This window comes from Cellulomonas hominis, assembly GCF_014201095.1.
Classification (GTDB): Bacteria; Actinomycetota; Actinomycetes; order Actinomycetales; family Cellulomonadaceae; genus Cellulomonas; species Cellulomonas hominis.
In genome coordinates this window covers 3,351,930-3,367,250 of sequence record NZ_JACHDN010000001.1, presented here as the reverse complement: position 1 = coordinate 3,367,250, position 15,321 = coordinate 3,351,930, and the positions used below count along the sequence as shown (strand labels likewise).

Here is a 15,321-nt window from a genome sequence, read left to right as displayed (position 1 = left end):
GGGCCGGGCTACGGTCGGGGGCATGCACCTCGCCGACCCGGACCGCCACGACCGCCTCCCCCTGCGCCGCGCGGGCCGCACCGGCCTCGACCTGCCCGCGGTGACGCTCGGGCTCTGGCAGAACTTCGGCGACGGGACCCCGTTCGCGGACCAGCGGGCGCTGGTGCTGCGGGCGTTCGACCTCGGCGTCGTGCACCTGGACCTCGCGAACAACTACGGGCCGCCGCCGGGCGCCGCCGAGGAGTTCGTGGGCCGGCTGCTCGCCACCGACCTCGCGCCGTACCGGGACGAGCTGCTGATCGCGACGAAGGCCGGGTACCGGCAGTGGCCCGGGCCGTACGGCGAGTTCGGGTCGCGCAAGTACCTGCTCGCGTCGCTGGACCAGTCGCTGCGGCGGCTCGGCCTCGACCACGTCGACGTGTTCTACAGCCACCGGTTCGACCCGGACACCCCGCTGGAGGAGACGATCGGGGCGCTGAAGACGGCCGTGGACTCCGGGCGCGCCCGGTACGCGGGCATCTCGTCCTACTCGGCCCGGCGGACGCGGGAGTCGCTGGCGGTGGCCGACGCGATCGGGCTGCCGCTCGCCCTGCACCAGCCGTCGTACTCGATGCTGAACCGCTGGGTCGAGCAGCCCGACGACGCCGCGGGCGGCCGGAGCCTGCTGGACGTGGCAGGCGAGGCGGGGCTCGGCGTGGTGGCGTTCTCCCCGCTCGCCCAGGGGATGCTCACGCGGAAGTACCTCGGCGGCGTGCCCGCGGACTCCCGGGCGGCGCGCGGCGGGCCGCTGCCGGCGGAGTACCTGAGCGACGAGAACCTCGCCCGGGTCCGGGCGCTGGCCGCCGTCGCGGACGCGCGGGGGCAGTCCCTCGCGCAGCTCGCGATCGCCTGGGTGCTGCGCGACCCGCGGGTGACCTCCGTGGCCCTCGGCGCGCGCACGCCGGAGCAGCTCGAGGAGAACCTCGCGGCGGTCCGCGGGCCCGCCCTGACCGACGCGGAGCTCGCCGAGATCGACCGGCACGCGGTGGACGCCGGCATCAACCTGTGGGGCTCGCGGTCGTCGAACCTGTGAATCGACCGTTGCCTGAGGCTACGCGCGCGTAACTTACGGCTGCGTAGGTTACGGTGGCCCCGTGACCGACTTCACGCGACCGTGGCACGACTCCTACGCCCCGGGCGTCCCGCCCGTCGTGGACGTGCCGGACGAGCCGCTGCTCGCCGCCCTCGACCGCGCCGCCGCCGCGTGGCCCGACCGGGTGGCCGTCGACTTCATGGGTGCGCCGACGACCTACGCGGAGCTCGCGGACGCCGTGGCGCGCGGGGCGGGCGTGCTGCGCGACCTGGGCGTCGGTGCCGGCGACCGGGTGGCGATCGCGCTGCCGAACTGCACGTCGCACGTGGTCGCGTTCTACGCGGCGCTGCGCCTCGGTGCGGTCGTCGTCGAGCACAACCCCACCTACACCGCCGGCGAGCTGCAGCACCAGCTCGCGGACTCCGGCGCGACCGTCGCGCTGGTCTGGGAGAAGGCCGTGCCCGCCGCGCTCGAGGCGCAGCCGGGCACCGCGGTCCGCACGGTCGTCGCCGTCGACGTCTCCGCCGACCTGCCGGCGGTCAAGCGGTTCGCCCTGCGCCTGCCGCTGCCCGCCGCCCGGCGCACCCGCGCCGCGCTGCGCACCACGCCGCCCGCCGGGACGCCCGTCTGGCACCGGCTGGTGTCCGGCGCCGCGCCGCTGCCCGCCGACCACCCGCGCCCGGGCGCGGACGACGTCGCGCTGCTGCAGTACACCGGCGGCACGACCGGCACCCCGAAGGCCGCCGTGCTCACGCACCGGAACCTGGTCGCCAACGCGGTCCAGGGTCAGGCGTGGACGCAGGCGCAGCCCGGGACCGAGACGATCTACGGCGTCCTGCCGTTCTTCCACGCGTTCGGCCTGACGCTCTGCCTCACCTACGCCACGCGGATCGGCGCGACGCTGGTCGCGTTCCCCAAGTTCGACCCCGAGGCCGTGCTCGCCGCGCAGCGCCGCCGCCCCGGGACCTTCCTGCCGGCCGTCCCCCCGATGCTCGACCGGCTCGCCACGGCGGCCGAGGCCCGCGAGGCCGACCTGTCGTCGTTCCGGTACGCGATCTCCGGGGCGATGTCGCTGTCGCCCGCCACCGCGGCGCGCTGGGAGCGGCTCACCGGCGGCCTGGTCATCGAGGGCTACGGCATGACCGAGACCTCCCCCGTCGCGCTGGGCAGCCCGCTGTCCCCCGCGCGCCGGCCCGGGGCCCTCGGCCTGCCGTTCCCGAGCACCGACGTCCGCGTCGTCGACCAGGAGGACCCGACCCGCGAGGTCGCCCCGGGCGAACAGGGCGAGCTGCTCATCCGCGGCCCGCAGGTGTTCCAGGGCTACTGGGGCCGGCCCGAGGAGACCGCCGAGCAGCTGCTGCCCGGCGGCTGGCTGCGCACCGGCGACGTGGTCCGGCTCGACGACGACGGGTTCGTCGTCCTGGTCGACCGGATCAAGGAGATGATCGTCACCGGCGGCTTCAAGGTCTACCCCTCGCAGGTCGAGGACAAGCTCCGCACCATGCCGGGCGTCAGGGACGTCGCCGTCGTGGGCCTGCCCGGCGGGGACCTCGGCGAGAAGGTCGTCGCCGCGGTCGTCATGGAGCTCGGGCACGCGCAGGTCGAGCTCCAGGCGGTGCGCGAGTGGTGCGCCGAGCGGCTCGCCCGGTACGCCGTCCCGCGCGAGATCGTCATCCTCACCGACCTGCCGCGCTCCCAGATCGGGAAGGTCCTGCGCCGCGTCGTCCGCGACGACCTGCTGGCGGCGGCCGGCCCGGCCTGAGCCCGCTGCCCACGACGACGGGCCCCGCACCGGATGCCGGTGCGGGGCCCGTCGCGTCGTCGGGGATCAGGCGACCGGCAGGTTCTTCGCCCACCAGCCGAGGACGTGCTCGAACCGCACGAGGCGGTGCCGCGGGCGGCCCGACCGCGTCAGCTCGTGGCCCTCGCCGGGGAACAGCAGCAGCTCGGACGGCACGCCGCGCCGCTTGAGCTCCACGAACCAGCGCTGGCCCTGCTCGACCGGGCACCGCCAGTCCTGCTCGGAGTGGATGACGAGCGTCGGCGTGGTGACGCGGGAGACGTGCGCCATCGGCGACTGCGCGGCCACCGCGGCGCGCGCCTCGTCGGTGTCCCCGTCGCCGAGGTACTCCAGCCCGAAGAACCAGCCGATGTCGCTCGAGCCGACGAAGCTGACGGGGTCGAGGAACCCGCGCTCCACGATCGCTGCGGCGAACCGGTCCGTGCGGGTGGTCAGCCAGGCGGTGAGGTAGCCGCCGTACGAGCCGCCCATGACGCCGACCCGCGCGGAGTCCAGCGCCGGGTCGGCCAGCGCGGCGTCCAGCAGCGCGAGCACGTCGTCCGTGTCGACCGTCCCGAAGCCGTGCCGGATGGCCGAGCCGTGCGCCGAGCCGTAGCCCGCCGAGCCGCGCGGGTTGCCGTACACCACGGCGTAGCCGGCCTCCGCCAGGGTCTGCACCTCGTCGAACAGGCCGACCGTGTACTGCGCGTACGGGCCGCCGTGGATCATGAGGATCGTCGGGTGCGGGCCGGCGAACCGCTCCGGGTCCGGGGTGACGACCCAGCCGTGCACCGGGTACCCGTCGGGCGCGGTGGCGGACAGCTCGACCGGCTCGCGGACCCGGCCGGTCTCCCGCAGGGGCGCCGACCAGTCGGTGAGCACCCGGGAGGCGCCGGACGCCCCGGCCGCGAGGTCGATCGCGTGCAGGTCGCCGGACGTCGCCGGGCCCGCGACGGTCGCGACGGCCACCGAGGCGCCGGACGCGACCGCGACGCCGTGCGCCGCGACCGGGCCCGTGAGCAGGTCCCGGGTCGTGCCGTCCGCGCGGTGCTCGCGCAGCAGCACGGTGCCGCGGTGCAGCACGCCGGCGAGCACGCCCTCCGCGGTCACCGCGACGGTGCCCGGGTCGAGGTCGACGGCCTCCTCGTCGGTCAGCCGCACCGGCGCGCCGTCAGGCCCCGGGACGCCGGCGCCCGGGCGCAGCGCGAGCCGGTACAGGCCGGTCTGCCGGGCGACGAAGTCGCGGCCGGTCGGGCCCATGTCCTGCGCGAGCAGCCACAGCGTCGCGCCGTCCCGGCTCGGCAGCGCCGCCGCGACCGCGAGGGTGCTGCCGGCGTCCGCGTCGGTCAGCGGGTGCAGGGCGTGGTCGGCGTCCGCGGCGGTGTCCACGACGACCGCGTCGGAGCGCAGGTCCTGGTCCCGGCCCGCGTGCCGGGCGGCCACGGCCACCACGTAGCGGCCACCGGGGAGCCAGGCGATCTGCTCGACGTCGACGTCCCCGTCGGTGACGGGGCGGGCCGCCGGCGCGTCGCCCGCGGGCAGAGCGTCGCGCGTGGCGGGGTCGGAGGGCACCGGCACGACGAACAGGCGGCGCCGCTTGTCCCGGGTGAAGCCCACGCCGTCGTGGCGGTACGGCAGCTCGGTGATGTGCCGCGGGCGCTCGGCACCCGCCTCGACCTCCGGGGAGTACCGCCCCTCCTCCGGGACGCGCGCGACGTACGCGAGCTCCGTGCCGTCCGGGGAGAACCGCGCGGCCGACACGCCCAGCGGGGCGTCGGTCAGGCGCACCGGCTCGCCGCCGGCCGCCTCCACGACGAACAGCTGCGGGCGGCCCTTCGGCTCGGCGCGCAGGAAGGCGACCCAGCGCCCGTCCGGCGACACCTGCGGGTCGGTGTCGCGGTGGCCGCGGGTGAGCTGCGCCGGCGGCGCGGAGCCGTCGGCCGGCACGCGCCAGAGCGCGCCGGTGTACTCGTCGGCATCGAGGTCGGGCGCGGTGCGCGAGACGACGGCGAAAGAGCCGTCGGGGGCGATCGCGGGGGTTCCGGGGACGTGCAGGAGCGACAGGTCGGCTGGGATCACGCGGTCGAGATTAGTCCGCCGGGGACCGGGGCCGGGGGCCGGACCACCACGCGAGCGGAGGTTCCGCGGCGCGGGCCGGGGCACGGACCGCCGGGCGGCTCGCCGGGTGGCTCACCGAGTGGAGGTTTCTGGCTCGACACGCCGGCGTGTCGCGGCGCAACCCTCCACTCGGCGCGCGCGGAGGCGGGAGCCCGAGCCTCGGCGCGGCCGCGACCGCGGCCGCCGGGAGCGCGGGTCAGGACCCGGCCGGGTCCCCGTCGGCCGGGCCGGCGGCGGCCTGGCGCGCGACCTCGTTCTCCGCGCGCAGCACCGTGATCGCGGCCTCGAAGTCGTCCAGGCTCTCGAACGCCTGGTAGACGCTCGCGAACCGCAGGTACGCCACCTCGTCCAGGTCGCGCAGCGGGCCGAGGATCGCGAGGCCGATCTCGTACGCGTCGAGCTCCGCGCTGCCGCTGGCCCGCAGGGTCTCCTCCACGCGCTGCGCGAGGATCGCGAGGTCGTCCTCGCTGACGGGCCGGCCCTGGCAGGCCTTGCGCACGCCGTTGACGATCTTCTCGCGGCTGAACGGCTCGGTGGCGCCGGAGCGCTTGACGACCGAGAGGCTGGCGGTCTCGATCGTGGTGAACCGGCGGTTGCACTGCGGGCACTGCCGGCGGCGGCGGATGGACAGGCCGTCGTCGGAGGTGCGGGAGTCGACGACGCGCGAGTCCGCGTGGCGGCAGAACGGGCAGTGCATGAGGGGTCTCCTCCGGGTCCGTGGTCGTGCGGCCGGGGCGGCGGCGGGCGCCGTGCCCGCCCGGACGACCGGGACACGGTAGGACCCCCGCCGCGGCCGGTGCAACACGGTCCGCGGTGCCGGGCGTCCGTGCACGGGGACCTCGGTCCCGGCCGGCCTGCTCAGCTGCGTAATACCTTACGTACATGACGCGGACCGAGGCCGAGGCGGAGCTGTTCGGGACCCTGTTCGTCCTCGGCCAGCACCTGACCCGGCACACCGACGAGGCGCTGGCCGGCTACGGGGTCACGAGCCGGCAGTGGCTCCTGCTGGCCGTGCTGGTGCGCGCGCTCCCCGGCGACGAACCCACGCTCACCCGGGCCGCGGAGGTCTACGGGACCTCCCGGCAGAACGTCAAGCAGATCGCGCTGCAGCTGGCACGGCGCGGGCTCGTCGAGCTCGTGCCGGACCCCGGGGACCGCCGCGCCACCCGGATCCGCGCGACGCCGCGGGTCGCGGAGCTGTTCGACTCCCCCGCCGCCGTCGCGGAGCAGCAGGCGTTCGTCGGGCGGGTGTTCGCGGGCCTCGACGACGCCGACCTCGACCGCCTGGGTCACCTCGTGGGCCGCTGCCTGGCGGGGCTGTCCGACGCGGAGGTCCGGTCGTGACGCACCCGCGCCCGCGCCCCGCGCGCCCCGGGCACCCGGCGCACCGGCCGACGCTGCGCGGCACCGCGCGTGCGCTGGTGGGCGTCCTGATCCTGCTGCACGGCGCGCTGCACGTGCTCGGGTACGTCGCCGCCCCCGGTGGCCCGGGCCTCGCCGGGGCCGAGGGCACCCGGTTCACGGTCGGGCCGGTCGCCGGGTACGCCTGGCTGGCCACCGCCGCGCTGCTCGTCGTCACGGGGCTCGCCCTGCTGGCGCGCCGGCCGGGATGGTGGCGGCTCGGGGCCGTCGCCGTGGTCGCGTCCCAGGCGCTGGTCGTCTCGCAGTGGCCCGAGGCGTGGGCCGGGACGGTCCCCGACCTGGTCCTGGCGATCGCGGTGGTGCACGGCTGGTGCGCGACCGGCTCCCGCTCGGCCCGCACCCGTTACCGGCGGGGCGTCGCCGCGGCCCTCGCCCAGGCAGCGCCCGACCCGTCCGCGCCGCCGAGCCCGATCACCGAGCACGACCTCGCCGTGCTCCCGCCCGCGCTGGCCGGCTACCTGCGCCGGACCGGCAGCGTCGGCCGACCGCCGATGACCGCGTTCCGGGTGACGCTGCGCGGCCGCATCCGCGGCGGACCCGGCGACCGGTGGATGACGTTCACCGGCGAGCAGGTGTCCACGTCCGGCCCGCGCCCGACGCGGCACTTCCTGCTGGACGCCACCGCGGCGGGGCTGCCGGTCGACGTGCTGCACGTGCTGACCGACGGCACGGCCACGATGCGCGCGGACCTGCTCTCCGCGATCCCGGTGGTGCGCGGGGCGGGGCCGTCGATGGACCGGGGCGAGACGGTCACGCTGTTCAACGACCTGTGCCTCATGGCCCCGTCCGCGCTCGTGCGGGCCCCGGTCACCTGGGAGGCGCTCGACGCGCGGCACGTGCGGGGGACGTACCGGCAGGGCGGGCAGACGGTGCGGGCGGTGCTCGCGTTCGACGAGGCCGGCGACCTGGTCGACTTCGTGTCCGACGACCGGCTGCGCGCCTCCCGCGACGGGCGCTCGTTCACCCCCGAGCGCTGGTCCACGCCCGTGCACGGGTACGCGCGGCACGACGGCCGCCGGCTGCCGTCCGCGGCGAGCGCGCTGTGGCACCCCGAGGAGGGCGAGCCGTTCGTTTACGCGGAGATGACGCTCGTGGACGTCGCGGAGCTCGCGGCCCCGGGGTCCTGAGGACCCGGGCCGGGCCGGCGCCCGGAACGACGACGAGGGTGGCCGCTTCCGCGGCCACCCTCGTGGGGACGCCCCCGTCCCGTCTCGTCCGGACGACTCGCCTCGTGCGGACGGTTGCTGCACGCCTTCGCGCCGGACCCGTGGGTCACGACGACGACGCGTCCCTCGCGGCGAGCCCCCCAGCCAGCCGTTCGAGGTGGCACCACCCTAGAGGCGCCCGCTCCAATTACGCAAGCCGCCAGTTTCGTTAATCCTGCGACGCGTCAGCACGGCCCGCGCGACGCCGTCACCAGCGGGGATCCGTCGGTCAGGAGCCCGCCGGGACCAGCAGCACCTGACCGGCGATCAGCGAGGAGTCCGCCATCCCGTTGAGGTCCCGCAGCTGCGCCACGACGTCCCGCACGTCCTCGCCCGGGACGGCGACGTCCGACGCGATCTGCCAGAGCGTCTCCCCCGCGACGACCGCGTGCGTGGTCACCTCGGTCGCGCGCTGCGGGGCGTCGGCGACCGCGCGCCCACCCATGACGCCGGCGGCGACGACGAGCAGGGCGAGCAGCACCAGGACGACGCGCCCGCGCCGGGTGAGGTGCAGCCGCGCCGGGGCCTCGGCCGCAGCAGCGGGGCGCGCCCGCACGGGAGCGGGAGCGGTCCGGGCACCCCGGGGACCGATCGACGGGGCGACTCGCGGGTGCGCTGCGATGGCGCTCATCTCCACCACTTCCCTCCTGGACCGCCGCGCGGCCCCTCGAACACCTGTTCGTTCGAACGTCTGTACGAACTCAACCACACCGAGCGATCGATGTCGAGACACGGTCGAACAGGTGTTTGAAACACCTGCCCGCGCGCCCTACGCTCGGGACGTCGGGTACAGCGCACCACGAGGGTCTGACACGCCCGCCCGGCGGACCGTCAGCGGACCGCCGTCGGGCGTCGTGACCAGCGGGGACGCGACCGGCACGGCGGACGGGTGCGACGCGCACCGGCGCCGCGGACGACGGGAGCGGACATGGCCGGCGAGGGAACGGGTGCCACGGCGAGCACCGGCGGGGACGACGTCTCCGTCGTGGAGCTGCAGCCGGACGGCGACGGGCTGACCCCGCGCCAGCGCCTCGTCCTCGAGACCGTGCGCGCGTCCGTCGAGTCGCGCGGCTACCCGCCGAGCATGCGCGAGATCGGCGACGCGGTCGGCCTCACCAGCCCGTCGAGCGTCAAGCACCAGCTGACCGCGCTCGAGCGCAAGGGCTACCTGCGCCGCGACCCGAACCGCCCGCGAGCGATCGAGGTCGTCCAGCCCGACGACTCGCGCGGCGTCGCCCCGCTGCCGGGCGTCCCGGGGATCGGGGACGAGGACAGCGCCGCCCGCGAGGGCGCCCCCGAGGCGGCCTACGTGCCCGTCGTCGGCCGGATCGCCGCCGGCGGGCCGATCCTCGCCGAGCAGCTGGTCGAGGACGTCTTCCCGCTGCCGCGCCAGCTCGTCGGCGCCGGCGAGCTGTTCCTGCTCAAGGTCGTCGGCGACTCGATGGTCGACGCGGCGATCTGCGACGGCGACTGGGTGGTCGTCCGCCGGCAGCCGGTCGCGGAGAACGGGGAGATCGTGGCCGCGATGCTCGACGGCGAGGCCACGGTCAAGACGCTCAAGCGGCAGGACGGCCACGTGTGGCTGCTCCCGCAGAACCCGGCGTACTCCCCCATCGACGGCGACCACGCCCAGGTGCTCGGCCGCGTGGTCTCGGTGCTCAGGGCGCTCTGACCCCGCGCGGCGCGCGCGGGCGCGGGGGCGGTCAGCCGGCCACGCGCGCGCCGAGGGCGGCCAGCGCCCGCGCGACGTCCTCCTCGTCGTTCCACACGTGGAACGCCACCCGCACCCGCCCCGCCCGGCCCGCGACCCGGCACCCGGCGGACTCCAGCGCCGCCCGCCGCGCCCCGTCCGCGTCCGGCAGGCTGACGATCGCGCTCCCGCCGGGCGGCAGCCCGAGCCCGGCGCGGAACGCGTCCGCGAGCCCGACGGCGTGCGCCCGCACCGCCGCGGGATCGGTCGCGGCGAACGCGTCGAGCGACTCCGCGGCGCCGAGCCATGCCTGCCACGCGGGCGACACGTCGAACCGCCGTGCGTCCGCCGCGAGGTGCATCTCCGGGCCGTAGCAGGACGTCCACGGATCGTCACCGGCGTACCAGCCGGCCTGCACCGGCCGGAGGCGGTCCTGGACCTCGGGCCGCACCGTGAGGAACCCGACGCCCCGCGGCGCGCACAGCCACTTGTACGCCGCCGTCACCGCCACGTCGTACCGACCGGCGTCCACGGGCAGCCAGCCCGCGGCCTGCGTGAGGTCGCAGAGCGTCCACGCCCCCGCGGCCCGGGCTGCGGCGACCACGGCGTCGTCGTCCAGCACCTGCCCCGTGGCGGACTGCACGAGGGAGTACGCGACGAGGTCGACGCCGGGCACGACGGCCTCCGCGAGCCGGTCGGCGGGCGCGTGGCACACCCGCAGCCGCGGCGCCTGCGCGAGGAACGGGTACACGGTGGACGTGAAGTCGCCGTCGACGCACACCACCCGGGCACCGTCGGGCAGCGACGCGGCGACCACCGCGGCCATCGCCGACACCTGCGAGCCGATGGCGACGCGGTCCACGTCGACCGCGGTCAGCGCGGCGAACCGGGCGCGCGCGGCGCCGACCGCCTCCTCGTAGCGCGGCACGTCGAGCCCGCCGCTCCCCCAGCGGTCCAGGTCGGCGCGCAGCGCGCGGACGGTCCGGCGGGGCGGGACCCCGGCCGTCGCCGCGTTCAGGTAGCCGGGGGCGGGGTCGAAGTCGGAGCGGAGGTCGTCGAGGGAGCGCACCACCCGACTCTCCCGCCGCCCGGCACATGCGCGCAACGGGCAGTTCCGCGCAGACCCATGCCGTGCGATTATGCTTCGCGCCATGCCCGCCCGGACGCTCGACGCCGCCGCCCTCCGCCTGGTCCGCACCGTGCACGAGGCGGGGAGCGTGACCGCCGCCGCGCGCGAGCTGGGGCTCACGCAGCCCGCGGCCAGCCAGCAGCTCCGGGTGATCGAGCGCACCGTCGGCACGCCCGTGGTGGTGCGCGCCGGCCGCGGGGTGCGCCTCACCGAGGCCGGCCTCGTGCTCGCCCGGAACGCCGCCGCCGTCGAGTCGGCCCTCGCCGCGACGCTCGAGGAGGTCGCGGCGGTCGCCAGCCTGCGGGCCGGGCGCGTGCGGGTCGCCGCGTTCCCGTCCGCGGCCGCGACGCTGCTGCCGGGGGCCCTGGCCGCGCTCCGGCAGGCGCACCCGGGCCTGAGCACGACGTTCGCCGAGGCCGAGCCGCCGGAGGCGCTGGCCGAGCTCGCCGCGGGCCGCGTCGACGTCGCCCTCGTGTTCCGCGACGCGGACGCCGAGCCCGCCGACGACCGGCTGCGACGCGTGCCCCTCGTCCGGGACGAGGTGCTCGCCGTCCTGCCCGCCGCCGACGGCCGCGAGCCCGGCACGCCGGTGGACCTCGCCGACCTCGCGGGCCGACCGTGGATCGCCGGCTGCCCGCAGTGCCGGGCGCAGCTCGTCGGCACGTGCGCCCGCGCCGGGTTCACCCCGCGGGTGGACTTCGCGACCGACGACTACCTCGCCGTGCTCGGCCTGGTGCGCGCCGGCCTCGGGGTCGCCACCCTCCCGGGTCTGGCGCTGGCCGCGCTCCCGCACGCCGGCGTCACCGTGCACCCCGCCCGCCCCGGTGCGGCGCGGGTCGTCGAGGCCGTGACCGAGCCCGGCACCGCCCGGGTCCCGGCGGTCGCGGCGGCGCTCGACGCCCTGCGGGTCGCCGCGTCGTCGGTCGCGCAGCCGCACGTGCACACGTACCCCCGCCGCACCCCGACCGCCACCCGGCACGCAGGTGCGTCGCCGCTCACCCCGGCCGGGTGACCCGCCCCGCGGGGGCGCCGACCTACGCTCGCTGACGCCCGCCACGCGCCCAGGGACGGAGGCCCACGATGCCGGCACCCCGCGTCGAGCGGGTCACGCGGTTCCTGCTGGGCAAGGACGCACCCGACCTGCTGTACGGCGCGATCGTGTCGGCGGCGATGCTCGCGGTCACCAGCCTGCACGCCGAGTCCAACGACATCGTGGCGGTGGCCACCACGGCGGTGATCATCACGTACTGGCTGGCGCACGTGTACGTCGACGCCGTCGGCGGGCGCCTCGAGGACCGCGACCACCACACGGGTCAGCGGCTCATGACGGCGCTGCGGGAGAGCACCGGAGTCCTGCTGGGGTCGCTCCCGCCGCTGCTGGTGTTCCTGCTGGCGCGCGCGGTCGGCGCCGACGTCACCGACGCGGCCGTGGCCGCCCTGGTGTTCACCGTGGTGATGCTCGTCGCCGGCGGCGCGCTGGTCGCCTACCTCGCCGGGGCGCGCGGCCTCGCCCTGGTGGGCGAGGCCGCGATCTCGGGCGCGTTCGGCGGCGTCGTGCTGGCCCTCAAGCTGGTCCTGCACTGACCCCGGCGGGGCCGGGCGAGGCAGCCCGCGTCAGAGCCCGAAGCGGCGCGCGACGGCGCGCAGCGACTCCGCGGACCGGCGCAGGCCCGCCAGCTCGTCGGTCGACATCGGCACCTGCAGCCGCTCGCCCACGCCGCCGCGGCCGACCACCGACGGCACGGACAGGCACACGTCGCTGATGCCGTGGTAGCCGTCGAGCAGCGACGACACCGGCAGGATCCGGCGCTCGTCCTTCATGATCGCCTCGATGATCCGGGACCCGGCCAGCGCCACGGCGTAGTTGGTCGCGCCCTTGCCGGCGATGATCCGGTAGGCGGAGTCCACGACCTCGCGGGCGATCGACTCGCGGACCTCGTGCGTGAGCGGGACGTGCCCCTCCATCGCGTTCCAGTCGAGCAGCGGCACGCCGCCGATCGTCGCGGAGGACCACAGCGGCAGCTCGGTGTCGCCGTGCTCGCCCGCGATGTAGGCGTGCACGTTCTGCACCGCGACGCCCGTGTACTGCGCGATGAGGTACCGCAGCCGCGAGGAGTCCAGCACGGTGCCGGAGCCGAACAGCTGCGTCGGCGGCAGGCCCGAGACCCGCAGCGACGCGTAGGTCACGATGTCGACCGGGTTGGTCACCATGACGTAGACCGCGTTCGGCGCGACCTCGACCAGCGAGGGCAGGATCTTCTTCACCAGGGAGATCGTCGCCTCGGCCAGGTCGATGCGGGTCTGCCCGGGCTTCTGCTTGGCGCCGGCGGTCACCATGACGACGTCGGCGTCCGCGCAGGCGGCGATGTCGTCGGAGCCGATCACCTCGGCCATCGGCATGAACTGGATGCCGTGCCCGAGGTCCAGCGCCTCGGCCTCGACCTTCGCCTTGTTGATGTCGTAGAGCACGACGCTGCGGGCGGCGCCCCGCATGAGCGCCGCGTACGCCATCGTCGACCCGACCGCGCCGGCGCCGACGACGGCGAGCTTGGTGGTGCGCCGCGGCGACGCCCCGCTCCCGGCAAGGCCGAGCTCGTCGCCCTCGACGTCGTTCGTCTGCTCGCTCACGGCGGTCCTCCCGGTGGTGCTGCGGCTGCGTCGGCGCCGGTCGGCGCGCTGCTCACGAGGCTAACGGGCCGGGGCGCACCCGCGCGCCCGCTGCGCCGCGCGTCGCGCCGGCGCAGGTGCGAGCCGCGTCACGCCGCGGCGAGCCGGCGCAGCGCCCCGAGGGCGACCTCACGGTCGGTGGTGCGCCAGAACGCCGGCAGCGACCGGGCCAGGAACTCGCCGTACCGGGCCGTCGCGAGGCGCGGGTCGAGCACGGCCACCACGCCGCGGTCGTCCACGGAGCGGATCAGGCGTCCCGCGCCCTGGGCGAGCAGCAGCGCCGCGTGCGTCGCGGCCACCGACATGAACCCGTTGCCGCCCGCCGCGGCGACCGCCTCGGAACGGGCCGAGCGGACCGGGTCGTCCGGGCGCGGGAACGGGATCCGGTCGATGAGCACGAGCTGGTTCGACCGCCCGGGCACGTCGACGCCCTGCCAGAGCGAGAGCGTCCCGAACAGGCAGGTGGCCTCGTCCTCCGCGAACCGGCGCACCAGGGTGGGGAGCTGGTCCTCGCCCTGCACGAGCACGGGGACGTCGAGCCGCTCGCGCATGGCCTCGCCGACGGCCACCGCGGCCCGCCGGGACGAGAACAGCCCGAGGGTGCGGCCGCCGGCCGCGGTGACCAGCTCCGCGATCTCGTCGAGCTGCGCGTCGGTGGCGGGCTCGCGGCCCGGCGGCGGCAGGCGGCGGGCGATGTAGAGGATGCCCTGGCGGGGGTAGTCGAACGGGCTCCCGACGTCGACCCCGTGCCACGGCAGCGTCGTCGTGGCGGCGGACGAGCCGGAGCCGGATGCTGCCGCCCCGGCGGCCGGGGTGGTGCCCTCGCTCCCGCCCGGCGCCGCGAGGGCCGTGGTCGCGGCGGAGGCGGTCGCCGCGGCGGCCTCCCCCGCGCCCTCGAGGCCGATCGCCCGCGCCATCGACCGGAACTCCCCGCCGAGGCTGAGGGTCGCGGAGGTGAGCACCGAGGCCCGGCCGGACAGCAGGTGCGTGCGGATGAGCCCGTTCACCGCGAGGGGCGCCGCGTAGATCCGGGTGGCGCCGTCCCGCTCGCCGCGCGAGCACCACAGCACGGTGTACCTCTGGTCGTCGGCGTCGGCGGCCATGCGGTCGGCGACCTCGAACAGGGCGAGGACCGCCGACGACGCGATCTTCAGACCCGAGTCGGCGGGCGCGGCCTCGCCCGACGCCGGCTTCTCGGGCCGCAGCGCCGTCAGCAGCCCGCGCGCGGCGTCCCGCACCATCGCGACGGCGGACCGGGTGCCCTCGGGCAGGCCGTCCGCGAACCTCCCCTCCGGCAGGTGGATCAGGGCGGCGCCGAGCGCGGCCGCGGCGCCGTCGAGCTCGGTCGTCGCGACGCCCCCGTGCCGGCGCGCCATCCGCCCGGCGTGCTCGACCGCGCCGACGGACATCTCGGCCGTCGACTGCGCCGTGACCCGGTCCGCGAGCTCGTGCGCCTCGTCGACCACGAGCACCTGGTGCTCGGGCAGGACGTTCGGCGAGCCGGACGCGGCGACGCCGAGCATCGCGTGGTTCGTGACGACGACGTCGGCGGCGCGCGCGGCGGCCCGGGCGCGCTCCGGGAAGCACTCCTCCAGCATCGGGCACCGCTGCCCCAGGCACTCCAGCGAGGTCACGGACACCTGCCGCCAGGCGCGGTCGGTGACGCCGGGGACCAGGTCGTCCCGATCGCCCGAGTCGGTCGCCTCGGCCCACTCCCGCAGCCGGACGACCTGGGCGCCGAGCGGCTCCTTCTCGGGCGTCCCGCCCTCCGGCGCGTCGGGTGCCTCTGTCGTCGCGGGGTGCTCGGCCGCGCCGTGGTCCCCCAGGTCGAACAGCATGCCCTGGTCGTCCGGCGGGTAGCCGCCCGCGGTCTTGTGCACGCAGACGTAGTTGTGCCAGCCCTTGAGCAGCGCGATCCGGGGCCTGCGCGGCAGCTCGGGCGCGAGTGCGTCGGCGACGAGCGGGAGGTCGCGGGTCATCACCTGGCGCTGGAGCGCCAGGGTCGCGGTGGACACGACGACGCGCTCCTCCGCGAGCACCGCGTGCCGGACCGAGGGCACCAGGTAGCCGAGCGACTTCCCGGTGCCGGTGCCGGCCTGCACCATGAGGTGCTCGCCCCGCTCGATCGCGCCCGCGACCTCGCGCGCCATCCGGAGCTGGCCCTCGCGCGGCGACCCGCCCAGGGCCGCCACCGCCACGTCGAGCAGGTGGTCGACGTCGGGGGCGGGATCGGGCACC

General features: G+C 76.8%; 13 protein-coding genes. 7 read left to right on the top strand and 6 right to left on the bottom strand.

The annotated features are described in order from the left end of the window. Positions 1-22: 22 nt before the first annotated feature. Both HNR08_RS15725 and HNR08_RS15720 read left to right on the top strand, forming a co-directional pair. Positions 23-1,072: an aldo/keto reductase gene (locus HNR08_RS15725; protein ID WP_146833429.1), complete on the top strand. Its 1,050-nt coding sequence runs from the start codon at positions 23-25 to the stop codon at positions 1,070-1,072. 61 nt (positions 1,073-1,133) lie between these two features. Next, positions 1,134-2,834: an AMP-binding protein gene (locus tag HNR08_RS15720; RefSeq protein ID WP_146833431.1), complete on the top strand. Its 1,701-nt coding sequence runs from the start codon at positions 1,134-1,136 to the stop codon at positions 2,832-2,834. 66 nt (positions 2,835-2,900) lie between these two features. On the opposite strand, the gene HNR08_RS15715 is transcribed toward HNR08_RS15720, so the two are convergent. Next, positions 2,901-4,931 (bottom strand): S9 family peptidase, encoded by a 2,031-nt coding sequence (locus tag HNR08_RS15715; RefSeq protein WP_146833434.1) that lies wholly within the window; start codon positions 4,929-4,931, stop codon positions 2,901-2,903. Positions 4,932-5,166: 235 nt separating this feature from the next. Further along, the gene (gene nrdR / locus HNR08_RS15710; protein ID WP_146833437.1) at positions 5,167-5,667 is read right to left on the bottom strand and encodes a transcriptional regulator NrdR; all 501 of its coding nucleotides are present in this window, start codon (positions 5,665-5,667) and stop codon (positions 5,167-5,169) included. 185 nt (positions 5,668-5,852) lie between these two features. Here nrdR and HNR08_RS15705 point away from each other — a divergent pair, with 185 nt between their 5' ends. After that, entirely contained in the window at positions 5,853-6,314 is a 462-nt protein-coding gene (locus HNR08_RS15705) for a MarR family winged helix-turn-helix transcriptional regulator (protein ID WP_146833440.1), read from the top strand. Next, positions 6,311-7,519: a DUF6544 family protein gene (locus HNR08_RS15700; RefSeq protein WP_146833443.1), complete on the top strand. Its 1,209-nt coding sequence runs from the start codon at positions 6,311-6,313 to the stop codon at positions 7,517-7,519. Before HNR08_RS15705 ends, HNR08_RS15700 begins: the two co-directional genes overlap by 4 nt. Positions 7,520-7,826: 307 nt before the next feature. On the opposite strand, the gene HNR08_RS15695 is transcribed toward HNR08_RS15700, so the two are convergent. Next, on the bottom strand, positions 7,827-8,228 hold the full coding sequence (locus HNR08_RS15695; RefSeq protein ID WP_146833446.1) for a LysM peptidoglycan-binding domain-containing protein: 402 nt from the start codon (positions 8,226-8,228) through the stop codon (positions 7,827-7,829). A gap of 297 nt (positions 8,229-8,525) precedes the next feature. On the opposite strand from HNR08_RS15695, the gene lexA reads away from it, so the two are divergent. After that, positions 8,526-9,269: a transcriptional repressor LexA gene (gene lexA / locus HNR08_RS15690; RefSeq protein WP_146833449.1), complete on the top strand. Its 744-nt coding sequence runs from the start codon at positions 8,526-8,528 to the stop codon at positions 9,267-9,269. 31 nt (positions 9,270-9,300) lie between these two features. On the opposite strand, the gene HNR08_RS15685 is transcribed toward lexA, so the two are convergent. Beyond that, on the bottom strand, positions 9,301-10,356 hold the full coding sequence (locus HNR08_RS15685) for an aminotransferase class V-fold PLP-dependent enzyme (protein WP_246802914.1): 1,056 nt from the start codon (positions 10,354-10,356) through the stop codon (positions 9,301-9,303). 82 nt (positions 10,357-10,438) lie between these two features. On the opposite strand from HNR08_RS15685, the gene HNR08_RS15680 reads away from it, so the two are divergent. Further along, a complete protein-coding gene (locus tag HNR08_RS15680; protein ID WP_146833455.1) occupies positions 10,439-11,428 on the top strand; it encodes a LysR family transcriptional regulator in 990 nt (329 codons plus the stop codon). Between the two features lie 68 nt (positions 11,429-11,496). Then, positions 11,497-12,000: a hypothetical protein gene (locus HNR08_RS15675; RefSeq protein ID WP_146833458.1), complete on the top strand. Its 504-nt coding sequence runs from the start codon at positions 11,497-11,499 to the stop codon at positions 11,998-12,000. Between the two features lie 30 nt (positions 12,001-12,030). On the opposite strand, the gene HNR08_RS15670 is transcribed toward HNR08_RS15675, so the two are convergent. Next, positions 12,031-13,044, bottom strand: a complete 1,014-nt coding sequence (locus tag HNR08_RS15670; protein WP_146833461.1) for an L-lactate dehydrogenase — start codon at positions 13,042-13,044, stop codon at positions 12,031-12,033. 128 nt (positions 13,045-13,172) lie between these two features. Further along, on the bottom strand, positions 13,173-15,320 hold the full coding sequence (locus HNR08_RS15665) for an ATP-dependent DNA helicase (RefSeq protein ID WP_246802915.1): 2,148 nt from the start codon (positions 15,318-15,320) through the stop codon (positions 13,173-13,175). Position 15,321: the final 1 nt, after the last annotated feature.

Excerpts from the sequence above, each read along its gene's own strand:
- HNR08_RS15725 (WP_146833429.1), top strand. The coding sequence starts at position 23 with ATGCACCTCGCCGACCCGGACCGCCACGACCGCCTCCCCCTGCGCCGC.
- nrdR (WP_146833437.1), bottom strand. The coding sequence starts at position 5,667 with ATGCACTGCCCGTTCTGCCGCCACGCGGACTCGCGCGTCGTCGACTCC.
- HNR08_RS15705 (WP_146833440.1), top strand. The coding sequence starts at position 5,853 with ATGACGCGGACCGAGGCCGAGGCGGAGCTGTTCGGGACCCTGTTCGTC.
- HNR08_RS15695 (WP_146833446.1), bottom strand. The coding sequence starts at position 8,228 with ATGAGCGCCATCGCAGCGCACCCGCGAGTCGCCCCGTCGATCGGTCCC.
- lexA (WP_146833449.1), top strand. The coding sequence starts at position 8,526 with ATGGCCGGCGAGGGAACGGGTGCCACGGCGAGCACCGGCGGGGACGAC.
- HNR08_RS15680 (WP_146833455.1), top strand. The coding sequence starts at position 10,439 with ATGCCCGCCCGGACGCTCGACGCCGCCGCCCTCCGCCTGGTCCGCACC.
- HNR08_RS15675 (WP_146833458.1), top strand. The coding sequence starts at position 11,497 with ATGCCGGCACCCCGCGTCGAGCGGGTCACGCGGTTCCTGCTGGGCAAG.